Annotated in this window: 21 protein-coding genes; 7 read left to right on the top strand and 14 right to left on the bottom strand. The window is 36.1% G+C overall.

Features of this window, described 5'->3' with window-relative positions; translation table 11 throughout:
* Positions 1-306 (top strand): IS3 family transposase (locus tag M014_RS0121015; RefSeq protein ID WP_026593438.1); only part of this gene is annotated, 306 nt, incomplete at its 5' end.
* Between the two features lie 53 nt (positions 307-359).
* On the opposite strand, the gene M014_RS0121020 is transcribed toward M014_RS0121015, so the two are convergent.
* Positions 360-1,598 (bottom strand): TolB family protein, encoded by a 1,239-nt coding sequence (locus tag M014_RS0121020; protein ID WP_026593439.1) that lies wholly within the window; start codon positions 1,596-1,598, stop codon positions 360-362.
* 473 nt (positions 1,599-2,071) lie between these two features.
* Between M014_RS0121020 and M014_RS0121025 the strand changes: the two genes are divergently transcribed.
* Entirely contained in the window at positions 2,072-3,829 is a 1,758-nt protein-coding gene (locus M014_RS0121025; protein WP_026593440.1) for an aromatic amino acid hydroxylase, read from the top strand.
* Entirely contained in the window at positions 3,807-4,121 is a 315-nt protein-coding gene (locus tag M014_RS0121030; protein WP_026593441.1) for a 4a-hydroxytetrahydrobiopterin dehydratase, read from the top strand. Before M014_RS0121025 ends, M014_RS0121030 begins: the two co-directional genes overlap by 23 nt.
* 18 nt (positions 4,122-4,139) lie before the next feature.
* On the opposite strand, the gene M014_RS0121035 is transcribed toward M014_RS0121030, so the two are convergent.
* Positions 4,140-4,997 (bottom strand): VOC family protein, encoded by an 858-nt coding sequence (locus tag M014_RS0121035; protein WP_026593442.1) that lies wholly within the window; start codon positions 4,995-4,997, stop codon positions 4,140-4,142.
* Positions 4,998-5,018: 21 nt separating this feature from the next.
* A complete protein-coding gene (locus M014_RS0121040; protein ID WP_026593443.1) occupies positions 5,019-5,423 on the bottom strand; it encodes a DoxX family protein in 405 nt (134 codons plus the stop codon).
* A 157-nt stretch (positions 5,424-5,580) separates the two neighbouring features.
* Here M014_RS0121040 and M014_RS0121045 point away from each other — a divergent pair, with 157 nt between their 5' ends.
* Positions 5,581-6,126: a helix-turn-helix domain-containing protein gene (locus M014_RS0121045; protein ID WP_026593444.1), complete on the top strand. Its 546-nt coding sequence runs from the start codon at positions 5,581-5,583 to the stop codon at positions 6,124-6,126.
* Between the two features lie 60 nt (positions 6,127-6,186).
* On the opposite strand, the gene M014_RS0121050 is transcribed toward M014_RS0121045, so the two are convergent.
* Both M014_RS0121050 and M014_RS0121055 read right to left on the bottom strand, forming a co-directional pair.
* Positions 6,187-6,564 carry a MaoC/PaaZ C-terminal domain-containing protein gene (locus tag M014_RS0121050; protein ID WP_026593445.1) on the bottom strand — a complete coding sequence of 126 codons (378 nt, stop codon included), beginning with the start codon at positions 6,562-6,564 and terminating at the stop codon, positions 6,187-6,189.
* A gap of 100 nt (positions 6,565-6,664) precedes the next feature.
* Complete coding sequence (locus M014_RS0121055) at positions 6,665-7,123, bottom strand: GNAT family N-acetyltransferase (RefSeq protein ID WP_026593446.1); 459 nt, start codon at positions 7,121-7,123, stop codon at positions 6,665-6,667.
* A gap of 72 nt (positions 7,124-7,195) precedes the next feature.
* Between M014_RS0121055 and M014_RS29770 the strand changes: the two genes are divergently transcribed.
* Positions 7,196-7,963: a CPBP family intramembrane glutamic endopeptidase gene (locus tag M014_RS29770; protein WP_197030416.1), complete on the top strand. Its 768-nt coding sequence runs from the start codon at positions 7,196-7,198 to the stop codon at positions 7,961-7,963.
* A gap of 11 nt (positions 7,964-7,974) precedes the next feature.
* Here M014_RS29770 and M014_RS0121065 read toward each other — a convergent pair whose 3' ends face one another.
* Positions 7,975-8,481, bottom strand: a complete 507-nt coding sequence (locus M014_RS0121065; protein ID WP_026593447.1) for a GNAT family N-acetyltransferase — start codon at positions 8,479-8,481, stop codon at positions 7,975-7,977.
* Between the two features lie 4 nt (positions 8,482-8,485).
* Positions 8,486-9,439, bottom strand: coding sequence for a LacI family DNA-binding transcriptional regulator (locus tag M014_RS0121070; protein WP_026593448.1), 954 nt, complete (start codon positions 9,437-9,439; stop codon positions 8,486-8,488).
* A 115-nt stretch (positions 9,440-9,554) separates the two neighbouring features.
* Here M014_RS0121070 and M014_RS0121075 point away from each other — a divergent pair, with 115 nt between their 5' ends.
* Positions 9,555-10,310 carry an HAD family hydrolase gene (locus M014_RS0121075; protein WP_026593449.1) on the top strand — a complete coding sequence of 252 codons (756 nt, stop codon included), beginning with the start codon at positions 9,555-9,557 and terminating at the stop codon, positions 10,308-10,310.
* A 264-nt stretch (positions 10,311-10,574) separates the two neighbouring features.
* Here M014_RS0121075 and M014_RS0121080 read toward each other — a convergent pair whose 3' ends face one another.
* The 6 genes from M014_RS0121080 to M014_RS0121105 form a co-directional block, all read right to left on the bottom strand.
* Positions 10,575-10,808 (bottom strand): YrhC family protein, encoded by a 234-nt coding sequence (locus tag M014_RS0121080; RefSeq protein ID WP_026593450.1) that lies wholly within the window; start codon positions 10,806-10,808, stop codon positions 10,575-10,577.
* Positions 10,809-10,933: 125 nt separating this feature from the next.
* Positions 10,934-13,537 (bottom strand): bifunctional acetaldehyde-CoA/alcohol dehydrogenase, encoded by a 2,604-nt coding sequence (gene adhE, locus M014_RS0121085; RefSeq protein WP_026593451.1) that lies wholly within the window; start codon positions 13,535-13,537, stop codon positions 10,934-10,936.
* 258 nt (positions 13,538-13,795) lie between these two features.
* Complete coding sequence (locus tag M014_RS0121090) at positions 13,796-14,929, bottom strand: bifunctional cystathionine gamma-lyase/homocysteine desulfhydrase (RefSeq protein WP_026593452.1); 1,134 nt, start codon at positions 14,927-14,929, stop codon at positions 13,796-13,798.
* A gap of 2 nt (positions 14,930-14,931) precedes the next feature.
* Positions 14,932-15,855 (bottom strand): O-acetylserine dependent cystathionine beta-synthase, encoded by a 924-nt coding sequence (locus M014_RS0121095; RefSeq protein WP_026593453.1) that lies wholly within the window; start codon positions 15,853-15,855, stop codon positions 14,932-14,934.
* A gap of 82 nt (positions 15,856-15,937) precedes the next feature.
* On the bottom strand, positions 15,938-16,633 hold the full coding sequence (gene mtnN / locus M014_RS0121100; RefSeq protein WP_026593454.1) for a 5'-methylthioadenosine/S-adenosylhomocysteine nucleosidase: 696 nt from the start codon (positions 16,631-16,633) through the stop codon (positions 15,938-15,940).
* A 14-nt stretch (positions 16,634-16,647) separates the two neighbouring features.
* Positions 16,648-17,286 (bottom strand): class I SAM-dependent methyltransferase, encoded by a 639-nt coding sequence (locus tag M014_RS0121105; protein WP_026593455.1) that lies wholly within the window; start codon positions 17,284-17,286, stop codon positions 16,648-16,650.
* A gap of 136 nt (positions 17,287-17,422) precedes the next feature.
* Here M014_RS0121105 and M014_RS0121110 point away from each other — a divergent pair, with 136 nt between their 5' ends.
* A complete protein-coding gene (locus tag M014_RS0121110; protein ID WP_026593456.1) occupies positions 17,423-17,638 on the top strand; it encodes a YrzA family protein in 216 nt (71 codons plus the stop codon).
* A 37-nt stretch (positions 17,639-17,675) separates the two neighbouring features.
* On the opposite strand, the gene M014_RS0121115 is transcribed toward M014_RS0121110, so the two are convergent.
* Positions 17,676-18,311, bottom strand: a complete 636-nt coding sequence (locus M014_RS0121115; RefSeq protein ID WP_026593457.1) for a YrrS family protein — start codon at positions 18,309-18,311, stop codon at positions 17,676-17,678.
* Positions 18,312-18,342 lie beyond the last annotated feature (31 nt).

The raw sequence follows: 18,342 nt of genomic DNA on the forward strand, positions 1-18,342 counted from the left end.
CACCAACTATTGATGCATTCAGATCAAGGTTGGCATTATCAAATGAAACAGTACCGTCACGCATTACAAGAAAGAGGTATCGTACAAAGTATGTCTCGTAAAGGCAACTGTTACGACAACGCAGTAATGGAGAATTTCTTTGGAATCATGAAGTCTGAATTTCTCTACATAAAAGAGTTTGAAAGTGTAGAGCATTTCAAAATAGAATTAGAAAAATATATAGATTATTATAATACCAAACGGATAAAGGCAAAATTAAAAATGAGCCCGGTACAATACCGGACTCATTTTTATCAAGCTGCCTAATGAAATAACCGTGTCTAACTTTTAGGGGTCACTTCACTTTTAGGCGGCTTTTTTCAATCTTCTTTTACAGCAATAACATTTTCCCAATTCCATTTTTCATAATACCACTCGGGTACATCTATATTTTCAATCCATTTCTTCGCTTTTGCTCCATCCCCATTCGCCAACCACATATCTGCCTTTTTACGGTCAGAACGCATCCATGTCAGTTGATTTTCACGCTTTATATAAACTGGATTGTAATCCCCATATTTTTTTGGGGGAGTTGTAATTTGGCGCTGGCGATTTGATTGAATATTTACTTGGTATAAAGAAGGGAATGATCTTTTTTCTTCTTCATTTTTCCACTCCATTTCTCGAGCTCTTGAAAGTGTAATAAGTTCGTCATTATGCCATGTGAAATCCCAATCAACATCCCCTTTAGGCGTAAATTTTTCTTGCTGAAGGGCAGGGACTTCTTTTATTTTTAAATGTTTATTTTCTAATGCAATTCTCCCGCTTCCTTCAATATAAGCCAATGTATTTTTCGATGGAGCCCATTGTATCCACTGGCTATTTAATAACATTTGATCTACTTTTTCAAAATGACTCCCATCCGCTTTCAAAAGACAAAGTGTATTACTATCCGCTGACCACGAAGCGGTTGGAACAGCTAAAAATGCAATCCACTTTCCATTTGGAGACCACTTGAAATTACTTGCAACATAAGCGAGAAAATCCTCCTGTATACTCGGTAATGTATACAGGTGTTTCATTTTATTAGGATTCATTCCAGCATCCTTTTGTACTTCATATAACTGTGCTCCTGTCCAACCCGTTGGAAGCAACTGAGCCTCAGACGAAACAAGAAATTTCTTTCCATCTGGATACCATGCATAATCACCAACACCCGATGATACATTTTCAAACGTTGCATTCTTCTTCTCTGCATCAAATGTATTTAATGTACCTGTAAATTCAAATGCAATTATATTTTCTACCGGCGACCATTGATAATTCGTTGCTTCTGTTTGAGAAGGAACAACTTTTTCCCCATCCACAACGTGGTACAATTCGAGCTCTTTTTGCTCTTCACCTTTTGCATATGCAATCCACTTTCCATCATGTGACCATTTGGGTTTTGTTATGTATTCTCCTTTTGTTATTTGTTTTTCTTTTCCATCAAGTTTGATCCAGAGATCATGATTACGAATAAACGCTACTCGTATATCTTTTTCCTCAGCTTGAACATCAAGAGTAGTTTCTTGCAAGTAACAAATACAAAGTATAAAAATAAGCAGTTTTTTCCACATCTTTCTCTTTCATCCCCCCATAATTAATCTCCTTTATCATGCCCGCCTATTTACTATTTGAAAAAGATTATTACATTGACAACTTTTTAAATATATTTTTATAAAAAACATAATTTAATTGAACGAATTATAGCTTTTAAGGCATCCCTAGTAGCGGCTTATATCTATGACTCAGTGAACTGATGGTTTGTGCAAATTATAATTTTTCATAATGCTTTGTACATGAAGAAAAAGACGGATTTTTCCGTTATCAGTAACTGAGATGTAAGCATTCTCGTACCTAAGGTGATCCCGCTATTTTTCCGCCCCTATCGGATTTTCCGATAGGGTCTTTTTCTGTTTCTCACAAAACAAATATTAAATAATTCCGAATCTTATGATAAAATTTTATAAGCGCTTACAATTTTTGAAAGGAGGTGATATACGTAAAAGGAACGAGAGCAGTTTTTACGTATAAAAAGGGGGATGTATGAATGACAACAAAAACAGAAATTCCATCACATTTAAAACCATTTGTATCCACGCAGCATTACGATCAATATACACCAATTAATCACGCTGTATGGCGTTACATTATGAGACAAAATCATAACTTTTTAAAAGATGTTGCTCATCCAGCCTATGTGAACGGACTGCAATCATCTGGTATTAATATAGATGCGATTCCAAAGGTGGAAGAAATGAATGAATGTTTAGCACCAAGTGGCTGGGGCGCCGTAACGATTGACGGTCTTATTCCTGGCGTAGCGTTCTTTGATTTTCAAGGGCATGGTTTATTACCGATCGCAACAGATATTCGTAAAGTAGAAAACATTGAATATACGCCAGCGCCTGATATCGTTCATGAAGCAGCTGGGCATGCACCGATTTTACTTGACCCTACATATGCAAAATATGTAAAACGATTTGGACAAATTGGAGCAAAAGCATTTTCAACGAAAGAAGAGCACGATGCTTTTGAAGCTGTACGTACTTTAACAATTGTGAAAGAAAGTCCAACTTCTACACCAGAAGAAGTTGTAGCAGCTGAAAAAGAAGTTGCAGAAAAGCAAAAGCTTGTTTCTGGCTTATCAGAAGCAGAACAAATTTCTCGTCTTTTCTGGTGGACAGTCGAGTACGGCTTAATTGGAGATATAAATAATCCAAAAATTTACGGTGCTGGTCTTCTTTCCTCTGTTGGTGAGAGCAAACATTGTTTAACAGACGCTGTTGAAAAAGTTCCATTCTCCATTGAAACTTGTATACAAACGACATATGATGTTACAAAAATGCAGCCACAGCTATTTGTATGCGAGTCATTTGAAGAATTAACAGAGGCACTTGAGAACTTCTCTGAAACAATGGCTTTCAAGACAGGTGGCGCAAAAGGATTAGAAAAAGCAATTCGTTCTGAAAACAATGCAACCGCTCAATTAAGTAGTGGTTTACAAATTACAGGTACATTTGCAGAAAAAATTCAAGATGATGCAGGTAGAGTGATTTACATGAAAACAAACACACCGACTGCATTAGCACTAAATAATAAACAACTACCAAATCATTCTACAGCTGTACATCAAGATGGCTTTGGTACACCAGTTGGTTTATTAGAAAGAAATATCTCACTCGAGGATTGTACAGATGAAGAGTTACAATCATTAGGCGTTATCATTGGTAATCAAGCGGAACTCTTCTTCACAAGCGGTGTTCACGTAAAAGGAACAGTGACTGATATTGTGAAAAACGATAAAAAAATCGCTCTTATTTCATTTACAAATTGCACAGTGATTTACAAAGATCGTCTATTATTTGATGCCTCATGGGGAGCGTTTGACATGGCAGTTGGTTCAGAAATCACTTCTGTATTCCCAGGTGCAGCAGACGTGGCAGCATTCTTCGGAGTAGAGGAAGAAGCAGAAGAAACACCTACATCACTTACCTTAACGGAGCTTGATCGTATGTATCAAACTGTTCGCGATATTCGAAATGAAGGCATGTTACAAAATTCACATGTAGAACAATTAGTAACAATTCAAGAAGTCCTAAATCAGTTCTTTACAAAAGAATGGTTACTTCGTCTTGAAATTTTAGAATTGCTTTTAGAACATAACAAAGGACACGAAACATCTGCTCAGTTGTTACAACAGCTATCTACTTTTACAAAAAACGAATCTGTTCAACGTTTAATTAATAATGGTCTTACTCTACTCTCAATAAAGGATGTGAAAAATAATGCAACGACTAACAGATGAAGAAGTACGAGAGGAATTAACAAAGTTAGATAAATGGACAGTGAAAGATGAAAAATGGATTGAAAGAAAATATATGTTTTCCGACTACTTAAAAGGTGTCGAATTTGTCTCTGAAGCAGCCAAACTATCAGAAGAACACAATCACCATCCATTTATCCTTATTCAGTATAAAGCAGTCATTATTACTTTGTCATCATGGAATGCAAAAGGTTTAACAAAACTTGATTTCGAACTCGCAAGACAGTTTAATGAACTTTTTTTACAAAATGAAAAAGCAATTATAAGAAAGTAAAAAAAGAGAAGCCTTTATTTAGGCTTCTCCTTTTGTAATTAAGTGAATGCAGTGGCCAAATGGATCCTCTACTTGTAATATTCCCTCTTTGTACATAACAACCGCGCCAATATATTTTAAGCTTTCACACATTTGCTCTTTTTGTTTTTCATCTGCTAGTACAATGGTGAAATATTTCAAACCAACGGAATCTTGCATTTGCGGCGGCACACCTTCGCCTTGCCATGTGTTTAAACCAACATGATGATGATAACCACCTGCTGAAACAAATAATGCACCGTTTCGAGCTGGAATCGTTACTTCAAATCCAAGTCCATCTACATAGAAACGTTTTGCTTCTTCTAAATCAGCAACATGCAAATGGATATGCCCCATTACCGTTCCCCTTGGAAATCCGTTCCACGCATTTCCTTGTTGCAATAATCCTTCACCATCTAATGGGTTGCTAACAAACGGAAGCTCTCCCTTTTCATCTCGCCACACTTCTCTTTGACGATCTTGATAAATTTCAATTCCATTTCCATCTGGGTCAGCTAAATAAATTGCTTCGCTAAAGTAATGATCTGCCCCGCCATGTAACGGATATACTTTCTGCACAAGGTGACGAAGAATATTTGCTAAATCTTGTCTACTTGGTAGTAAGATTGCAAAGTGATATAAACCAGTTCGACTTCTTTGTTTTGGAAGAGCATTTTCTTTCTCCTCTATTATAAGAAGCGGTTCATTATTTTCATTACCAAGCGTAACGATCATTTCTTCTTCTTTTATCACTTTCAAACGTAATACCTCTGTGTAGAACGTCAGTGATGTCTTTACATTCGATACATATAAATGCACAACACCGAGTGTTGTATTGGGATGAAGTTGAAAGCTCATATTGTTATGCCCCCATTTCGATTAATCTTTTTTGAATACAGTTGCTTTTAAGAAATTATCTACAAAACCTTCAGCTTTAACAACGAATAAGTAAAGGCCCATTGCTAATAAAGCAAGGTCTAGTTCATACCCTGGATTCTTTCCATCGCCTAATAAACCAGCAGACCATTTCACTTTTACAATTGCCCCAACTAAAATAAGTGCGAATAATAATCCAATATAACGTACACCTAAACCAATAATCAATAATAGACCACCAACTAATTCTACCGTCGCTACGCCGTATGCAAGCGCTCCAGGTAAACCAATGCTTGTAAACCATCCTGCAATATTATCAATCCCTGATTGAAACTTTGTCAAACCATGCATAAAGAACGTTACTCCTAATACGATACGAATAATTAAATTACCAATATGTTGATTCATTTTGTTCTCTCCTCTATTGTTTTGTAATATAAATCTTTTATTTACATTACAAAACATACAATAAAAATTTTTATTCGTCAATTTATTTTTCTTGAGAAAAAAATGTTTTTTTTGCTATGATACAAATAGTTGTCTACAAAAAAGGAGCTTGATTATTATGAATATCGGTTCTGCAATACGTGAAATTCGTCAACGCAGAGGCGTTACTATCGCCCAAATTTGTGAAGGGACGGGACTTTCTAAAGGTTTTATGAGTCAAGTCGAGAATAATAAAACGTCCCCATCCATCTCAACTTTAGAAACAATTTCCAAATTTTTAAACGTTCCTCTTCCTTATTTATTACTTGAGCAAAAAGATCACATGAAAATTGTAAAAAAAGAGGAACGAAAATATAGTGTATATGGAAAAGATGAACAAAGGATTGAGCATGTCGCTGAACAGGGAGGCCTTCGTTTATCTTTAGTAGAGATTCCAGTTGGATTCCCAAAAGAAAACACACCAAATGCTCATGAAGGTGAAGAATGTCATCTTGTATTACGCGGTAAATTAGAAGTACAACATGGAGAAGATATCGCGATTGTGGAAGAAGGAGATTCTTTCTCCTGGAGTGCATGCGTGCCACATATTGTGCGTAATATTGGCGAAGAATCTGCATTATTACTCATCTCTAGCCATGCTGAAAATCGAAAGCGCGTATATTAAAAGGCATTGCAAACGATATGTTTGCAATGCCTTTTAACTTTTATATGAACAATATACACGTTACTCTCGTATGATCCCGTAACTTGTTCCTACTAATACGTCTTTACCTTTTTGATTACGATAAATCAACTCCATAGATACCTTTTTGTACCCTTCCATTTGTTCTACACTTGTAAGAGTTACATCACAAGTAATTGTATCTCCAGTAAAAACGGGCCTGATGAATTCACTTACAAATTCCCGTGCTATGTAATGTACATCTCCACCAATTTTCGTTCCAATGCTTGCAGTTAATAAACCATGTACCATTAAACGTCCCTGCTCATCATGTTCCATATGATGTCTCCCTTTATCCCCTGTAAGATGAGCAAATTCCAAAACCTCTTCTTCTGTAAATGTTCTTTCATAACGAAACATATCTCCTACTTTAATATTCAATTTCATCCCCCTTTTCAAGATTCTGAATTTTCTTTATAATTTTAACATAAAAAAACTATAAAATGAATGATAGTTCATTTTATAGTTTTCAATCGCTATTCTATCGATGCCCCTCTTTTTTTGCTTCATTATAACCGTAATAAGCACATGTCCCATTTTGGGATAAATCACGTACTTCAAAACCACAACTACGATAAAAATCAAAATTATTCGCAGATGTATGTGCAAACCAATCCCCATGGGGTAGTTTCTGCATACAAAGGGAAACGAGCTTCTTGCCTAATCCCTTTCCTCTATATTCATACTTCACAACTAAATCCATAATATTGGCAGCCATGATCTGATCAGAAATGACACGAACCATCGCAATCATTTCTTCATCATCCCAAATCGTAAAAGCCCATGTTGAATTTTCAAATGCTATCGTAAATTTTTCAATTTGCCAAGATGGAATGCTATTGTTGCTCCAGCCCGCATCTTCAAATAAACTTTTAATTGCATAAGCTGGTACACCTGTCGTTCCTTCTCGAATAATGAGTCCATTATAATAAATATACAATCCCATTCCCCCTTTTATTGTTATATACTATTCTTTAAGAGATAAATATTACCTTTTTAAAAAGAGAAAAAGATGGAGAAATTTTCCTTACTGCTTTCTTTTACATTCCTTATAATTACCGTGCAAACTACTAATATAGTATTTTTTAGTCTATGGATTCTTACATTACTTCCTTTGCTTAAAAAGCAACATTATCATCGTTTTGTATGGACTTCTCTTTTATTTGGAATGGGATTTTCCTTTTATTTATCTGCTATGAATCAAATTTCATTTTCTTCAAGAGAACTAACAATTATTGTAAAACGTCTTTGCCTACTTCTTGTTTTTTTACCATTTCTCTTAGATGCTCTTGCACGCCAACAGCGGATATCTCTAAATTGGAATCAACCACAATGGAACCATACCTTACATATGCCTTTTATTTGGAAAGGACCTCATCAAGTAAAAATTTATCTATTTCTCATCATCGCCATCTCTATTAATATCATCACTTTTATACCTTTTCTACTGCAAAAAGATTTGTCTTACATACAACATATTATGTTATTTCCCATATTGTTTTCTGTTATCAATGGCGCATTAGAAGAATGTATTGGGCGAGGAATCTTATTACATCAGTTTACAAATCAGTTTGGTGAAAAATGGGCTATTTTGCTTACAAGCATTAGTTTTGGTTTCCAGCATTATTCTTTAGGTTTTTCTTGGAGTGTTTCCACCGCTTTCATTTTAGCTGGTATATTTTATGGAGGAATAGTTGTGAAGTCAAATAGCATCATTCCAGCTACTATATGGCATATAGTTTTAAATCTATTAATGGTATTGAGTGGCCTCATTCTTTAAAAGAGCAGGGTTTATCCAGCTCTTTTAATTGCATATACAAGAATATCTATTCCATGAAATGATGCTGTCTTCTCATAACTCATTCCTGTTTTTCGAGCGACAAAGATAGATGCAGGATGATCTGGATTAATAAGGGAAATGAGTTTATTTAGTCTTAACCCTTGAAAGCCGTAATCTCGAAAAGCTGTTGCTGCTTCCTTTGCATACCCTTTCCCCCAATATTCAGGAAGTAACCAGTACCCAATTTCAATTTCTTCTTTGCCATCTACTTGTTGCCTAACGAGCCCTGCGTGACCAATTGGTGTATCTGTTCCCTTTTCAATCATTAGAAATAATCCTAAACCGTTTTTATAACTAGCAAGCACCCAGCTTTCAAGACTTTTTTTACACTGTGCGTATGTTTTCGGCATTCCATTCCCAATGTAGCGCATTACTTTTTCATTTCCCCATAAGGATGCATAAAACTCTAAGTCAGCCATTGTATATTTACGAAATTGTAAACGATCTGTATGGAACATACTCCTACTCCTTTCTTGTAGATTCTCTTTCTATAACTGAGATAGGCAATTGTATACGCTGTACATGCTCTCCTCGTAATTGTTTATGCAATAATACGATAGAATTCTTTGCCATACTTTTGATGGAGGTATTAATCGTTGTTATATTAGGGTGCATGATCATGGAGAGTTCTTGATTATCAAATCCCATAACACCAAAATCTTGTGGGATACGAATTCTTAATCGCTGCGCTTCCATAATGATTCCAGCAGCTATCTCATCACTACCTGAAAAAATTGCATCAGGTGCATTTTGCATAGATTGAATGATATGTATAATATTCTTTCCATCCTTCAGTCCACAGCAATTCGAAAATATCCATTCTCGTTGCACCTGTATATCGTACCCCTTTAAAGCTCGTTTATAGCCTTGGTATCTCTGTCTCTGCGCTTTACTTTTTAATGTATCGTAACAAAACCCTATACGTGTATATCCATTTTCCAAAAGATGCCTCGTTCCAATATAACCGGCTAACTCTTCATCAAATTGAACTGTAGATACGAGTTCTGTTTCTACATGTTCATTACAAATAACAATTGCTCCTGAAGTTATCGCAAGCTCTATTTCCTCTATTGGCAAAGAAAGTGTAGTAAAAATAAGCCCATCTAACTTTTTCGTCCTAATATATTGTAAAAATTCTCTTTCTCTCTCAACTTCATAATTCGATTGTAATATCACGACATCATAACGATCTATTTTTAAAATACCACTTAACTCTTGAATTAACTGACTAAAAAAGGGATGATGTAAATTTGGTACGACTACACCGATTAAATTTGTTTGTAGACGACGTAGATCTTTCGCCGTTGCCACAGGCACATAATTTTTTTCATCAATAATCGCCTGCACTCTCGCCCTTAATTCTGGACGTACATACGGATGATGATTGATCACACGGGAAACTGTTGCTTTAGACACTCCGGCTAATTTAGCGATATCTTCAATTGTAGAAATCTTAACTCCCTCCTTGACCTGTAATGCATTTCAGAATGTACAGTATATGGTAACTATTATAAACGAGGTGACATGAAATATGGGGAAAATTCAAATTTCTGGAGAGGTTATTGAAACGAAAGCAATTGCCTTTGATAAGGATGGTACATTATTTCACGCGATTCCATTTTGGCAGGAAATTGATAGACTGCGAAAATACAAGTTTTCACAAATTGTCGGTAAAAAGTATGAACCGCTGTGGGAAAAAGCAGTTGGATTTGTACCTCCAAACAAAGTTGATTTTAAAGGCCTATTAGCAGTCGCATCTGAAGAAGAAGAAATTATTGTTGTTGCTAGCCTTTTATATCAAATCAAAAAATATCCATGGCATCGTTGCAAAGAGCTTACTACTACCATATTTGAAGAAAGTAATGAGCAATTATCCATTGAACAAGCTTTTCATCCTATTCCAGGTATAACTGAATGCATTATTTCTTTGCAAAAAGAAGGAATATACACAGGTATTCTTACCTCAGATAATAAGGTGAGAACAAAAAAATGTATTGATTTACTTAACATACCATCTCTTCAATTTCTCTTTACGCCAGAAGATGTAGAAAACGGAAAGCCTCATCCAGAAATGATTACCAAAGCATGTGAACAGCTTAATATTAAACCAAATGATCTAGTAATGGTTGGAGATACTATTGTAGATGTAAAAATGGCTAAAGAGGCTGGAAGTATTGCTGTAGGCATTGCCAATCATGAACATGCAATAGAAGAATTAACACCGTATGCGGACTTTATCATCACTGATTACAGCGATATACAAGTTTTAACGAAAAAAAGACAGTAGACAAAGACTTGTCTACTGCATCCATATCATAACTAGTATAAAGAAAACTACAGTTGAGGGGGGGATTTTTCAAGTATATACTAGATATTTATCTTGTTCTAACAATGGACAAGAACTTTCCGTTCACAAATGACCTTAAATTAGAACTTAATTCTACTCCATTCTAATTGATAAAGATTATCATTGTCAATATAAATCGTATATAAAGTTTTATACGAAAAAAACGCTACAAAAAGATACACTCTTTTCATAGCGTTTCATCTATCAATTTGATTCATAATCGTTCTCCTCTAACCTATCACGCAACGCTTTAACACGCTTAAAAAAGAAAAATGACATTCCTAAAAATAAGACTATAACACCCATCATTGCAAAGGATTGTACAGTTTCTCTTCCTCCATTGGGAATCAATAAACCAATCATTAAAAATGTGGCTAGTGCGAGAAGAACTTGACCGAAGCGAATATAATCTGCTATTTTCTGTTGTAATTCTTTCATCTCTTTACCACTCCTCATTCTCACTGTATCATATTCTAATAGCCTCTGAGACAAGCAAATACAGCCAATGAGGGAGAAGTTTTCCAAAATAAAAGAGCCGCTAAAATGCGGCTCTTTCCCATTTATTACACTCCTTTGTATGCTTCCATATATACTTCTTGCAGCTCTGAAATCAGCGGTAATTTTGGGTTTGCTGTTGTACATTGATCTTCAAAGGCTCTTTCCGCTAACATGCCAACAACTTCTTCAAATGCTTCTTGTTCCACACCTTGTCCAGCAATGCTCATAGTAATATTCAATTCTTTTCCAAGAGCAATAATCGCTTGTACGAGTGATTCTACGCCTTCTTCTACTGTGCTCGCTGGAAGTCCAAGCATTCTTGCGATATGGGCATAACGTTCGTCAGCAACAAAGTGCTCATATTTTGGGAATAATGCATGTTTTCTTGGTTTGATTGCATTATAACGAATAACATGTGGCATTAAGATTGCGTTGGCACGTCCGTGCGGAATATGAAATTCCGGACCAATTTTATGCGCCAAACTATGATTAATGCCAAGGAACGCATTGGCAAACGCCATTCCAGCAATCGCAGAAGCGTTATGCATTTTCTCACGCGCCTCTTCGTCTTTGCCATCTTTATATGCTCTCGGTAAATATTTGAATACAAGATCAATCGCTTTTAATGCTAAACCATCTGTATAATCATTTGCCATAATAGACACGTATGCTTCAATTGCATGCGTTAATACATCCATGCCAGTGTCTGCAGTTACATGCGGTGGCACTGTCATGACAAATTGCGGATCGACAATCGCTACATCTGGCGTTAATTCATAATCAGCTAACGGATATTTTATATTATTCTTCTTATCTGTAATAACCGCAAATGGCGTCACTTCTGACCCTGTTCCTGATGTTGTTGGAATCGCAACAAACTGCGCTTTGTTCCCAAGCTTCGGATATTTACATGTACGTTTTCTTATATCTAAAAACTTTTGCTTTATTCCAAAGAATGTTGTTTCTGGATGCTCATAGAAGAGCCACATTCCTTTTGCTGCATCCATTGCCGATCCACCGCCAAGGGCGATAATCACATCTGGCTTGAAACTCCTCATCATTTCAGCACCTTTAAATACAGTTTCATCTGATGGATCTGGCTCTACTTCAAAGAATACCTCCACCTTCACATCATTTGTATGTTTACGTAAATAGTGCGTTACTGTATCCACATAACCAAGCTCGACCATTCCAGGATCCGTTACAATAAATGCGCGTGAAATATTTGGCATATTTGCTAAATACCCTGTCGCATGTTTTTCAAAATAAATTTTAGGTGGTAATTTGAACCACTGCAAATTCTTTTTTCTACTTGCAAGTCTTTTTATATTTAATAGATGCGTTGCCGTTACGTTTTGAGAAACTGAGTTCTTTCCATATGAACCACATCCAAGTGTGAGTGATGGAATAAATGCATTATATATATCACCAATTCCACCTTGTGATGACGGTGCGTTTACAATGAGACGGCACGCTTTCATACGTAAACCAAATTGTTTTTGCACTTCTTTATTTGTCGAATGAATAACCGCTGAATGACCTAAGCCGCCTAATTCTAACATTCCTTCGCAATATGTGAATCCTTCTTCAAGTGAATTTGCTTTTACACAAGCAAGTACTGGACTTAATTTCTCGCGAGATAGTGGATAATCAGCACCTACACCTTTAATTTCAGCAACGAGCATTTTTGTATCTTCTGGCACTGTAATTCCGACTAATGCAGCAATATAATACGCTGATTTTCCGACGATATCACTATTTACTGCACATGTATTTTCATTAATAACAAGCTTCTCTAATTTTTTACGCTCATCTTCTGTCACAAAGTAACAATTATTTGCTATCATTTCTTCTTTCACATCATTGTAAATTTCTTTGTCTACAATGATCGCTTGTTCAGAAGCACAAATCATACCGTTATCAAAAGTTTTTGATAAAATCAAATCATTTACAGCACGTTTTACATGCGCTGATTTCTCTATATAACAAGGTACGTTTCCTGGTCCTACGCCAAGAGCTGGTTTACCAGTAGAATATGCTGATTTCACCATTCCTGCACCCCCAGTTGCTAAAACAAGCGCAACCCCTTCATGATTCATTAATTGCTTTGTTGCCTCAACAGAAGGTTTTTTGATCCATTGGATACAATTCTTTGGTGCCCCTGCCTTCACTGCCGCATCACGTAATGTTTTTGCTGCTGCAATTGAACAATTTTGTGCAGAAGGATGAAATGCGAAAATAATTGGATTTCTTGTTTTCATTGCGATTAACGCTTTAAACATCGTTGTCGAAGTTGGATTCGTTACTGGTGTTACCCCAGCAACTACACCGACTGGTTCTGCAATTTCGATCACTTCTTCATGAGGATCCTCATGAATGATTCCTACTGTTTTGTCTTTTTTCATACTATGCCAAATATATTCAGTGGCAAATATATTTTTGATGCATTTGTCTTCATATACACCACGCCCGGTTTCTTCAACAGCCATTTTTGCAAGTGGCATATGTTGATCTACACCTGCAAGTGCCATTTCATGTACAATGTTGTCAATTTGCTCTTGTGTAAAATCCTCTAATGCTTGTAAAGCTGCCTGACCGTTCTTTACCAACGTATCAATCATTTCTGTTACTTCTTGCATTTCATTTACAACTTTCTCTTTGACTACCATGTGAATTCCTCCAATTCCGCTATATGGACTTTAATTGTCCCTCAGGGTCTCTAAAAGTCCCATTTAGCATAAAAAAATAGAATTACTTTCCCTACATGAATTCCATTGTTTGTGAAATATTTCACAAGTTTATGTGTGAAGCATCATTTCATGATTTTACTATACACGAAATATTTTTAATTGTGTGTGTCTAATTTGTGAAAAGTTTCACAAATTATTTTTTAAAAAAGCACTGCTTTTTTTTAGCAGTGCTTTTTATTATGCTAATGCTTGCGCTAAATCTTCAATTAGATCTTCACCATCTTCAATACCCACAGATATACGAATTAATGTATCCGTAATTCCTAATTCTTTACGGCGATCTGCTGGGATAGATGCGTGAGTCATTTGTGCTGGAATAGAAATTAAGCTTTCTACCGCCCCTAAACTTTCAGCAAGTGTAAAATACTGCAGTTTCTCAAATACTTTATTTAGCGTTTCTTCACTATCTACATCAAATGAAATAATTGCACCGTATCCATTCGCTTGTTCAGTTGCTAATGCATGATTTGGATGTGATCCAAGGCCTGGATAGTATACTTTATTAACTTTTGGATGATTATTTAAAAACTCAGCAATGGCGCGTGAATTTGTTTCATGTTCTTCCATACGGACTCCTAATGTTTTTAAACCACGAAGTAGTAAGAAACTGTCTTGTGGTCCAAGAATGCCCCCTGTTGAGTTTTGAACGAAATGAAGGTCTTCTGCTAATTGCGCGCTATTTACAACAACTAATCCTGCAACAACGTCACTATGTCCACCTAAATATTTCGTTGCACTGTGAAGTACAATATCTGCACCTAAAGAGATTGGTGACTGCCAGTAAGGCGTCATGAATGTGTTATCAATAATTGTTAATAAACCTTTTTCTTTTGCCAATGTAGAAATTTGCTTAATATCTGTAATTTTTAATAGTGGATTTGTTGGCGTTTCTACATAAATTGCTTTCGTATTCGGAAGAATTGCTTCTGCTACTTCATCTAAATTTGTTGTATCTACAAATGTATGTTCAATACCGAAACGATTCAATACTTTTGTAATTACGCGATATGTTCCGCCATATACGTCATCTGTTAAAATGACATGATCTCCTTTTGAGAATAACATAATCGTTGCTGTAATCGCAGCCATTCCTGAACCGAAAGCAAACCCTGCATGACCGTTTTCTAATACGGTAATCATTTCTTCTAGCGCTGCACGTGTCGGGTTTCCTGTACGTGAATATTCGTATCCTTGATGCTTTCCAACTGCTTCTTGTTTGTACGTACTTGTTTGATAAATCGGTACGTTTACAGATCCAGTTGAAGGTTCTCCTATGCGAATACCATGAATTAACTTTGTTTTTGCTCTCATTTTCATTCCCACCCTTTGTATATATCTTTACTTAAGTAACGCTCACTGCTATCTGGAAAAATCGTTACAATATTTGTACTTGGTTTTGCCTTTTCAGCCTCTAATAAGCTTGCATGAAATGCTGCTCCCGAAGAACTGCCAACAAGAAGGCCTTCTTTCTGCGCTAATTCTTTCACACGCCTGAATGCATTTCGATCAGAAATGGTATGAATTTCATCGAAATATGATGATTTTAAAAATGGCGGAATAAATTCAAGACCGATTCCTTCTGTTTCATGTGAACCTGCTTCACCACCATTTAAAATAGATCCTTCTGGTTCCACAATCACCGTTTTAATTTCACGATTTTGTTCTTTTAAATAGGAGGCAGTTCCCATAAATGTACCACCAGTACCTGCACCTGCCACAAATATGTTAATCTCTCCACCCAACTGTTCCCACAGCTCCGGACCTAATGTTTTGAAATAAGCACGTGGATTTGCATCATTTGCAAATTGACTTGGAGAGTATGAGTTTGGAATTTCTTTTACTAATTCTTTTGCCTTTGCAATTGCGCCTGTCATTCCTTGTTCAGTTGGTGTATGCACAACCGTTGCACCGAGAGCTTTCATTAACTCTTGTTTTTCAATGCTAAATTTCTCTGGTACACAAACGATCACACGTAAATCATACTCTAATGCAGCAAGTGCCAGTCCAATACCAGTATTTCCAGCTGTCGGTTCAATAATCGTTCCACCTTGCGCTACAAACCCTTTTGCCAGTGCATCCTCAATCAATTCTCTTCCTAATCGATCTTTCACGCTTCCACCTGGATTATAAAATTCAAGCTTTGAAAATAAACGAACGCCCTCTGGAAGTGGAAAACGAGTAATTTCTACAATCGGTGTATGACCGATTAACTCATGAACTCCACGATACACCTTCATCGTGTTCTCCTCCTTATTCGCCAATAAAGAAAAGGCAACTGTATGTATTTTCTTTATATGAGACAGTTGCCTTTTTGTTACATTACTTTAACTCTTCTAATACTTTTACAATAAAGTTTGTAGAATGAAGAGCTGCTTGATCTAAAAATTGATCAAATGAAACGTTTGATTCTTTCCCAGCAATATCAGAAAGTGCACGAATAATTACAAATGGAACGTTATATTGATGGCAAACTTGTGCAACCGCTGCTGCTTCCATTTCTACTGCGTAAAGATTTTCAAATTTATCACGGATTGCTGCAACTCGGTTGGGATCGCTCATAAATGAATCTCCTGTTGCAATCATTCCTTTAACCACTTGAATGTTTTCTTCTGCCTTCATACATTTCTCAGCTAATGCAACTAGTTCTTCATCAGCTTTAAATCCTGGTGGCATGCCTGGCACTTGACCATATTCATAATCAAATGCAGTTACATCCACGTCATGATGACGAACTTCTGTTGAAATAACTACATCACCCACGTTTAAAGATTGATGGAATCCACCAGCTGAACCCGTATTCATTACTTTTTCAGGTTGGTATCTCTCTAATAAAATTGTCGTTGACATAGCTGCATTCACTTTACCAATACCAGACTTTAACAAGATTACTTCATGCCCTGACAATAGTCCCTTCGTAAATTCACAACCTGCAACAGTTTCTGTTTCTGCCTGTTCTAATTTGTCACGTAAAATACGTACTTCTTCTTCCATTGCTCCAATTACAGCAATTCTCAATCTAATCCCTCTTTCTATTGCTTAGTTGCCTCCATTACCCAAACGAAATGATTCAATCTCGTAAACGTTACGTGGAAGCCATTGTTTTCAAAAATAGATTGCATGATCGGAATACGTGTGTAGTATTCTGTTTGCAAATCATTTGCTAACTGATGAAAACCTCTTTGTTTTGCAGTTTCAACAGTTTTATCATACGCTTCTTGATCTGCAAATATCGTATCAGCAAACACTATTTTACCACCTTTATTAAGCAATTGACTATATTTCGCAATTGCTACGTCTTTTTCTTCATCTGTTAGATGATGAAATGCATAGGTGCTTACAATTGTATCAATAGAATTCGGGACATCAAAAGAAAGAAAATCTCCTTCTGTAATCGAAAATCCTTTTGGTAACTTTTCTTTTGCGATAGCACGCATTTCACGTGACGGCTCTATGCCGTATACAGTATGGCCAGCAAGTAATAATTTATTTGTTAAATTACCAGTACCAACACCAAATTCTAATACATTTCCAAATGATTTATTTACTACATCCTCTAAAATGGCCTCATAACGAGCAAAAACTTCTTGATATTGTATATCTTCGCCTTGTACGAATAAATCATACGTATGAGCCCACTCATCAAATAAACCGTTAAATTCTGTACCCATATCGAATTCCCCTTTTTCTTATCGGTTTTATCAGTATGATATGCCTTCTTTTCGAAAATGTCAATTGAAATGAAAATGGTATTTCCTTCTTTTCTTTGTTACACTTAACTAGATTATGCAGAAAGGGGCGTATTTTGTGTCATTTACCTTTGAAATGTTGGAAGATAAAGTAGAATTTTTTGAGGCAGCTGACTTAGTTTCTTTAGAAAAGAAAGTTAACGAACAAATTGACAATAATAAAGCACTTATGCTGGAAGTTCATCATATTTCTCATCAAATGGTTATGGATACTGAAAGCAAACGGCCATATTACAGCGCAGTTGTTCATTTCAAATTAAAAAAATTACGCTAACTAAAAAAGAGAAAGGTTCTAAGAACCTTTCTCTTTTTTAGTTTAGAGTTTGAACAAGTACTGGTTTCCAGCCTTCGTTTTCTACCCAATCAATATTTACATAATATTTTTTACCGGTTTGTTTATCTTGTACATTACCGTATGCTTTTTGCTTACCGTTGTTTCCAATGCGGTGAATGACCAACTGTTCCACTGGAACTTCAATTGCAGAGGAAATTGCTTGTTTCATCTCATTCCAATCTGCTGACCCTTGTTTAAATGTCATTGCCGGTGTTGCACCTTGCGTTGTACCAACTGGCTTCCAAGAAGCTTTTGTATAAGCATCAGTTGCTTTAGGCTGTGTTTTTTCAGCTGGAACTTTCTCATTTGCTTTCGCTTCTTCCTCAGCTTTTTGTTTCTCTTCTGCAGCCTTCTTCTCTTCTTCCTCTTTCTTCTTTTGCTCTTCTAGTTTTGCTTGCTCTTCTTTATCTTTCTTTTTCTCAGCTTTATTACCTTTTGTTGTTTCCTGAGATACTTTCTTTTGTGTAGAAGACGCTTGCTCTGTTGTATCAGGAACAAATAATTGATACGCTACAATAGCTACTGCTAATAATACGATAGCTATTGCGATATTTAAAACACCGTTGTGACGACGTTTTTGTTGTTTCTGTTGGAATCTAGATCCTCCTGCCATTCTTCAAACCTCCATGCAGTTTTTCCTACTT

The organism is Bacillus sp. UNC437CL72CviS29, assembly GCF_000482345.1.
Classification (GTDB): domain Bacteria; phylum Bacillota; class Bacilli; order Bacillales; family Bacillaceae_G; genus Bacillus_A; species Bacillus_A arachidis.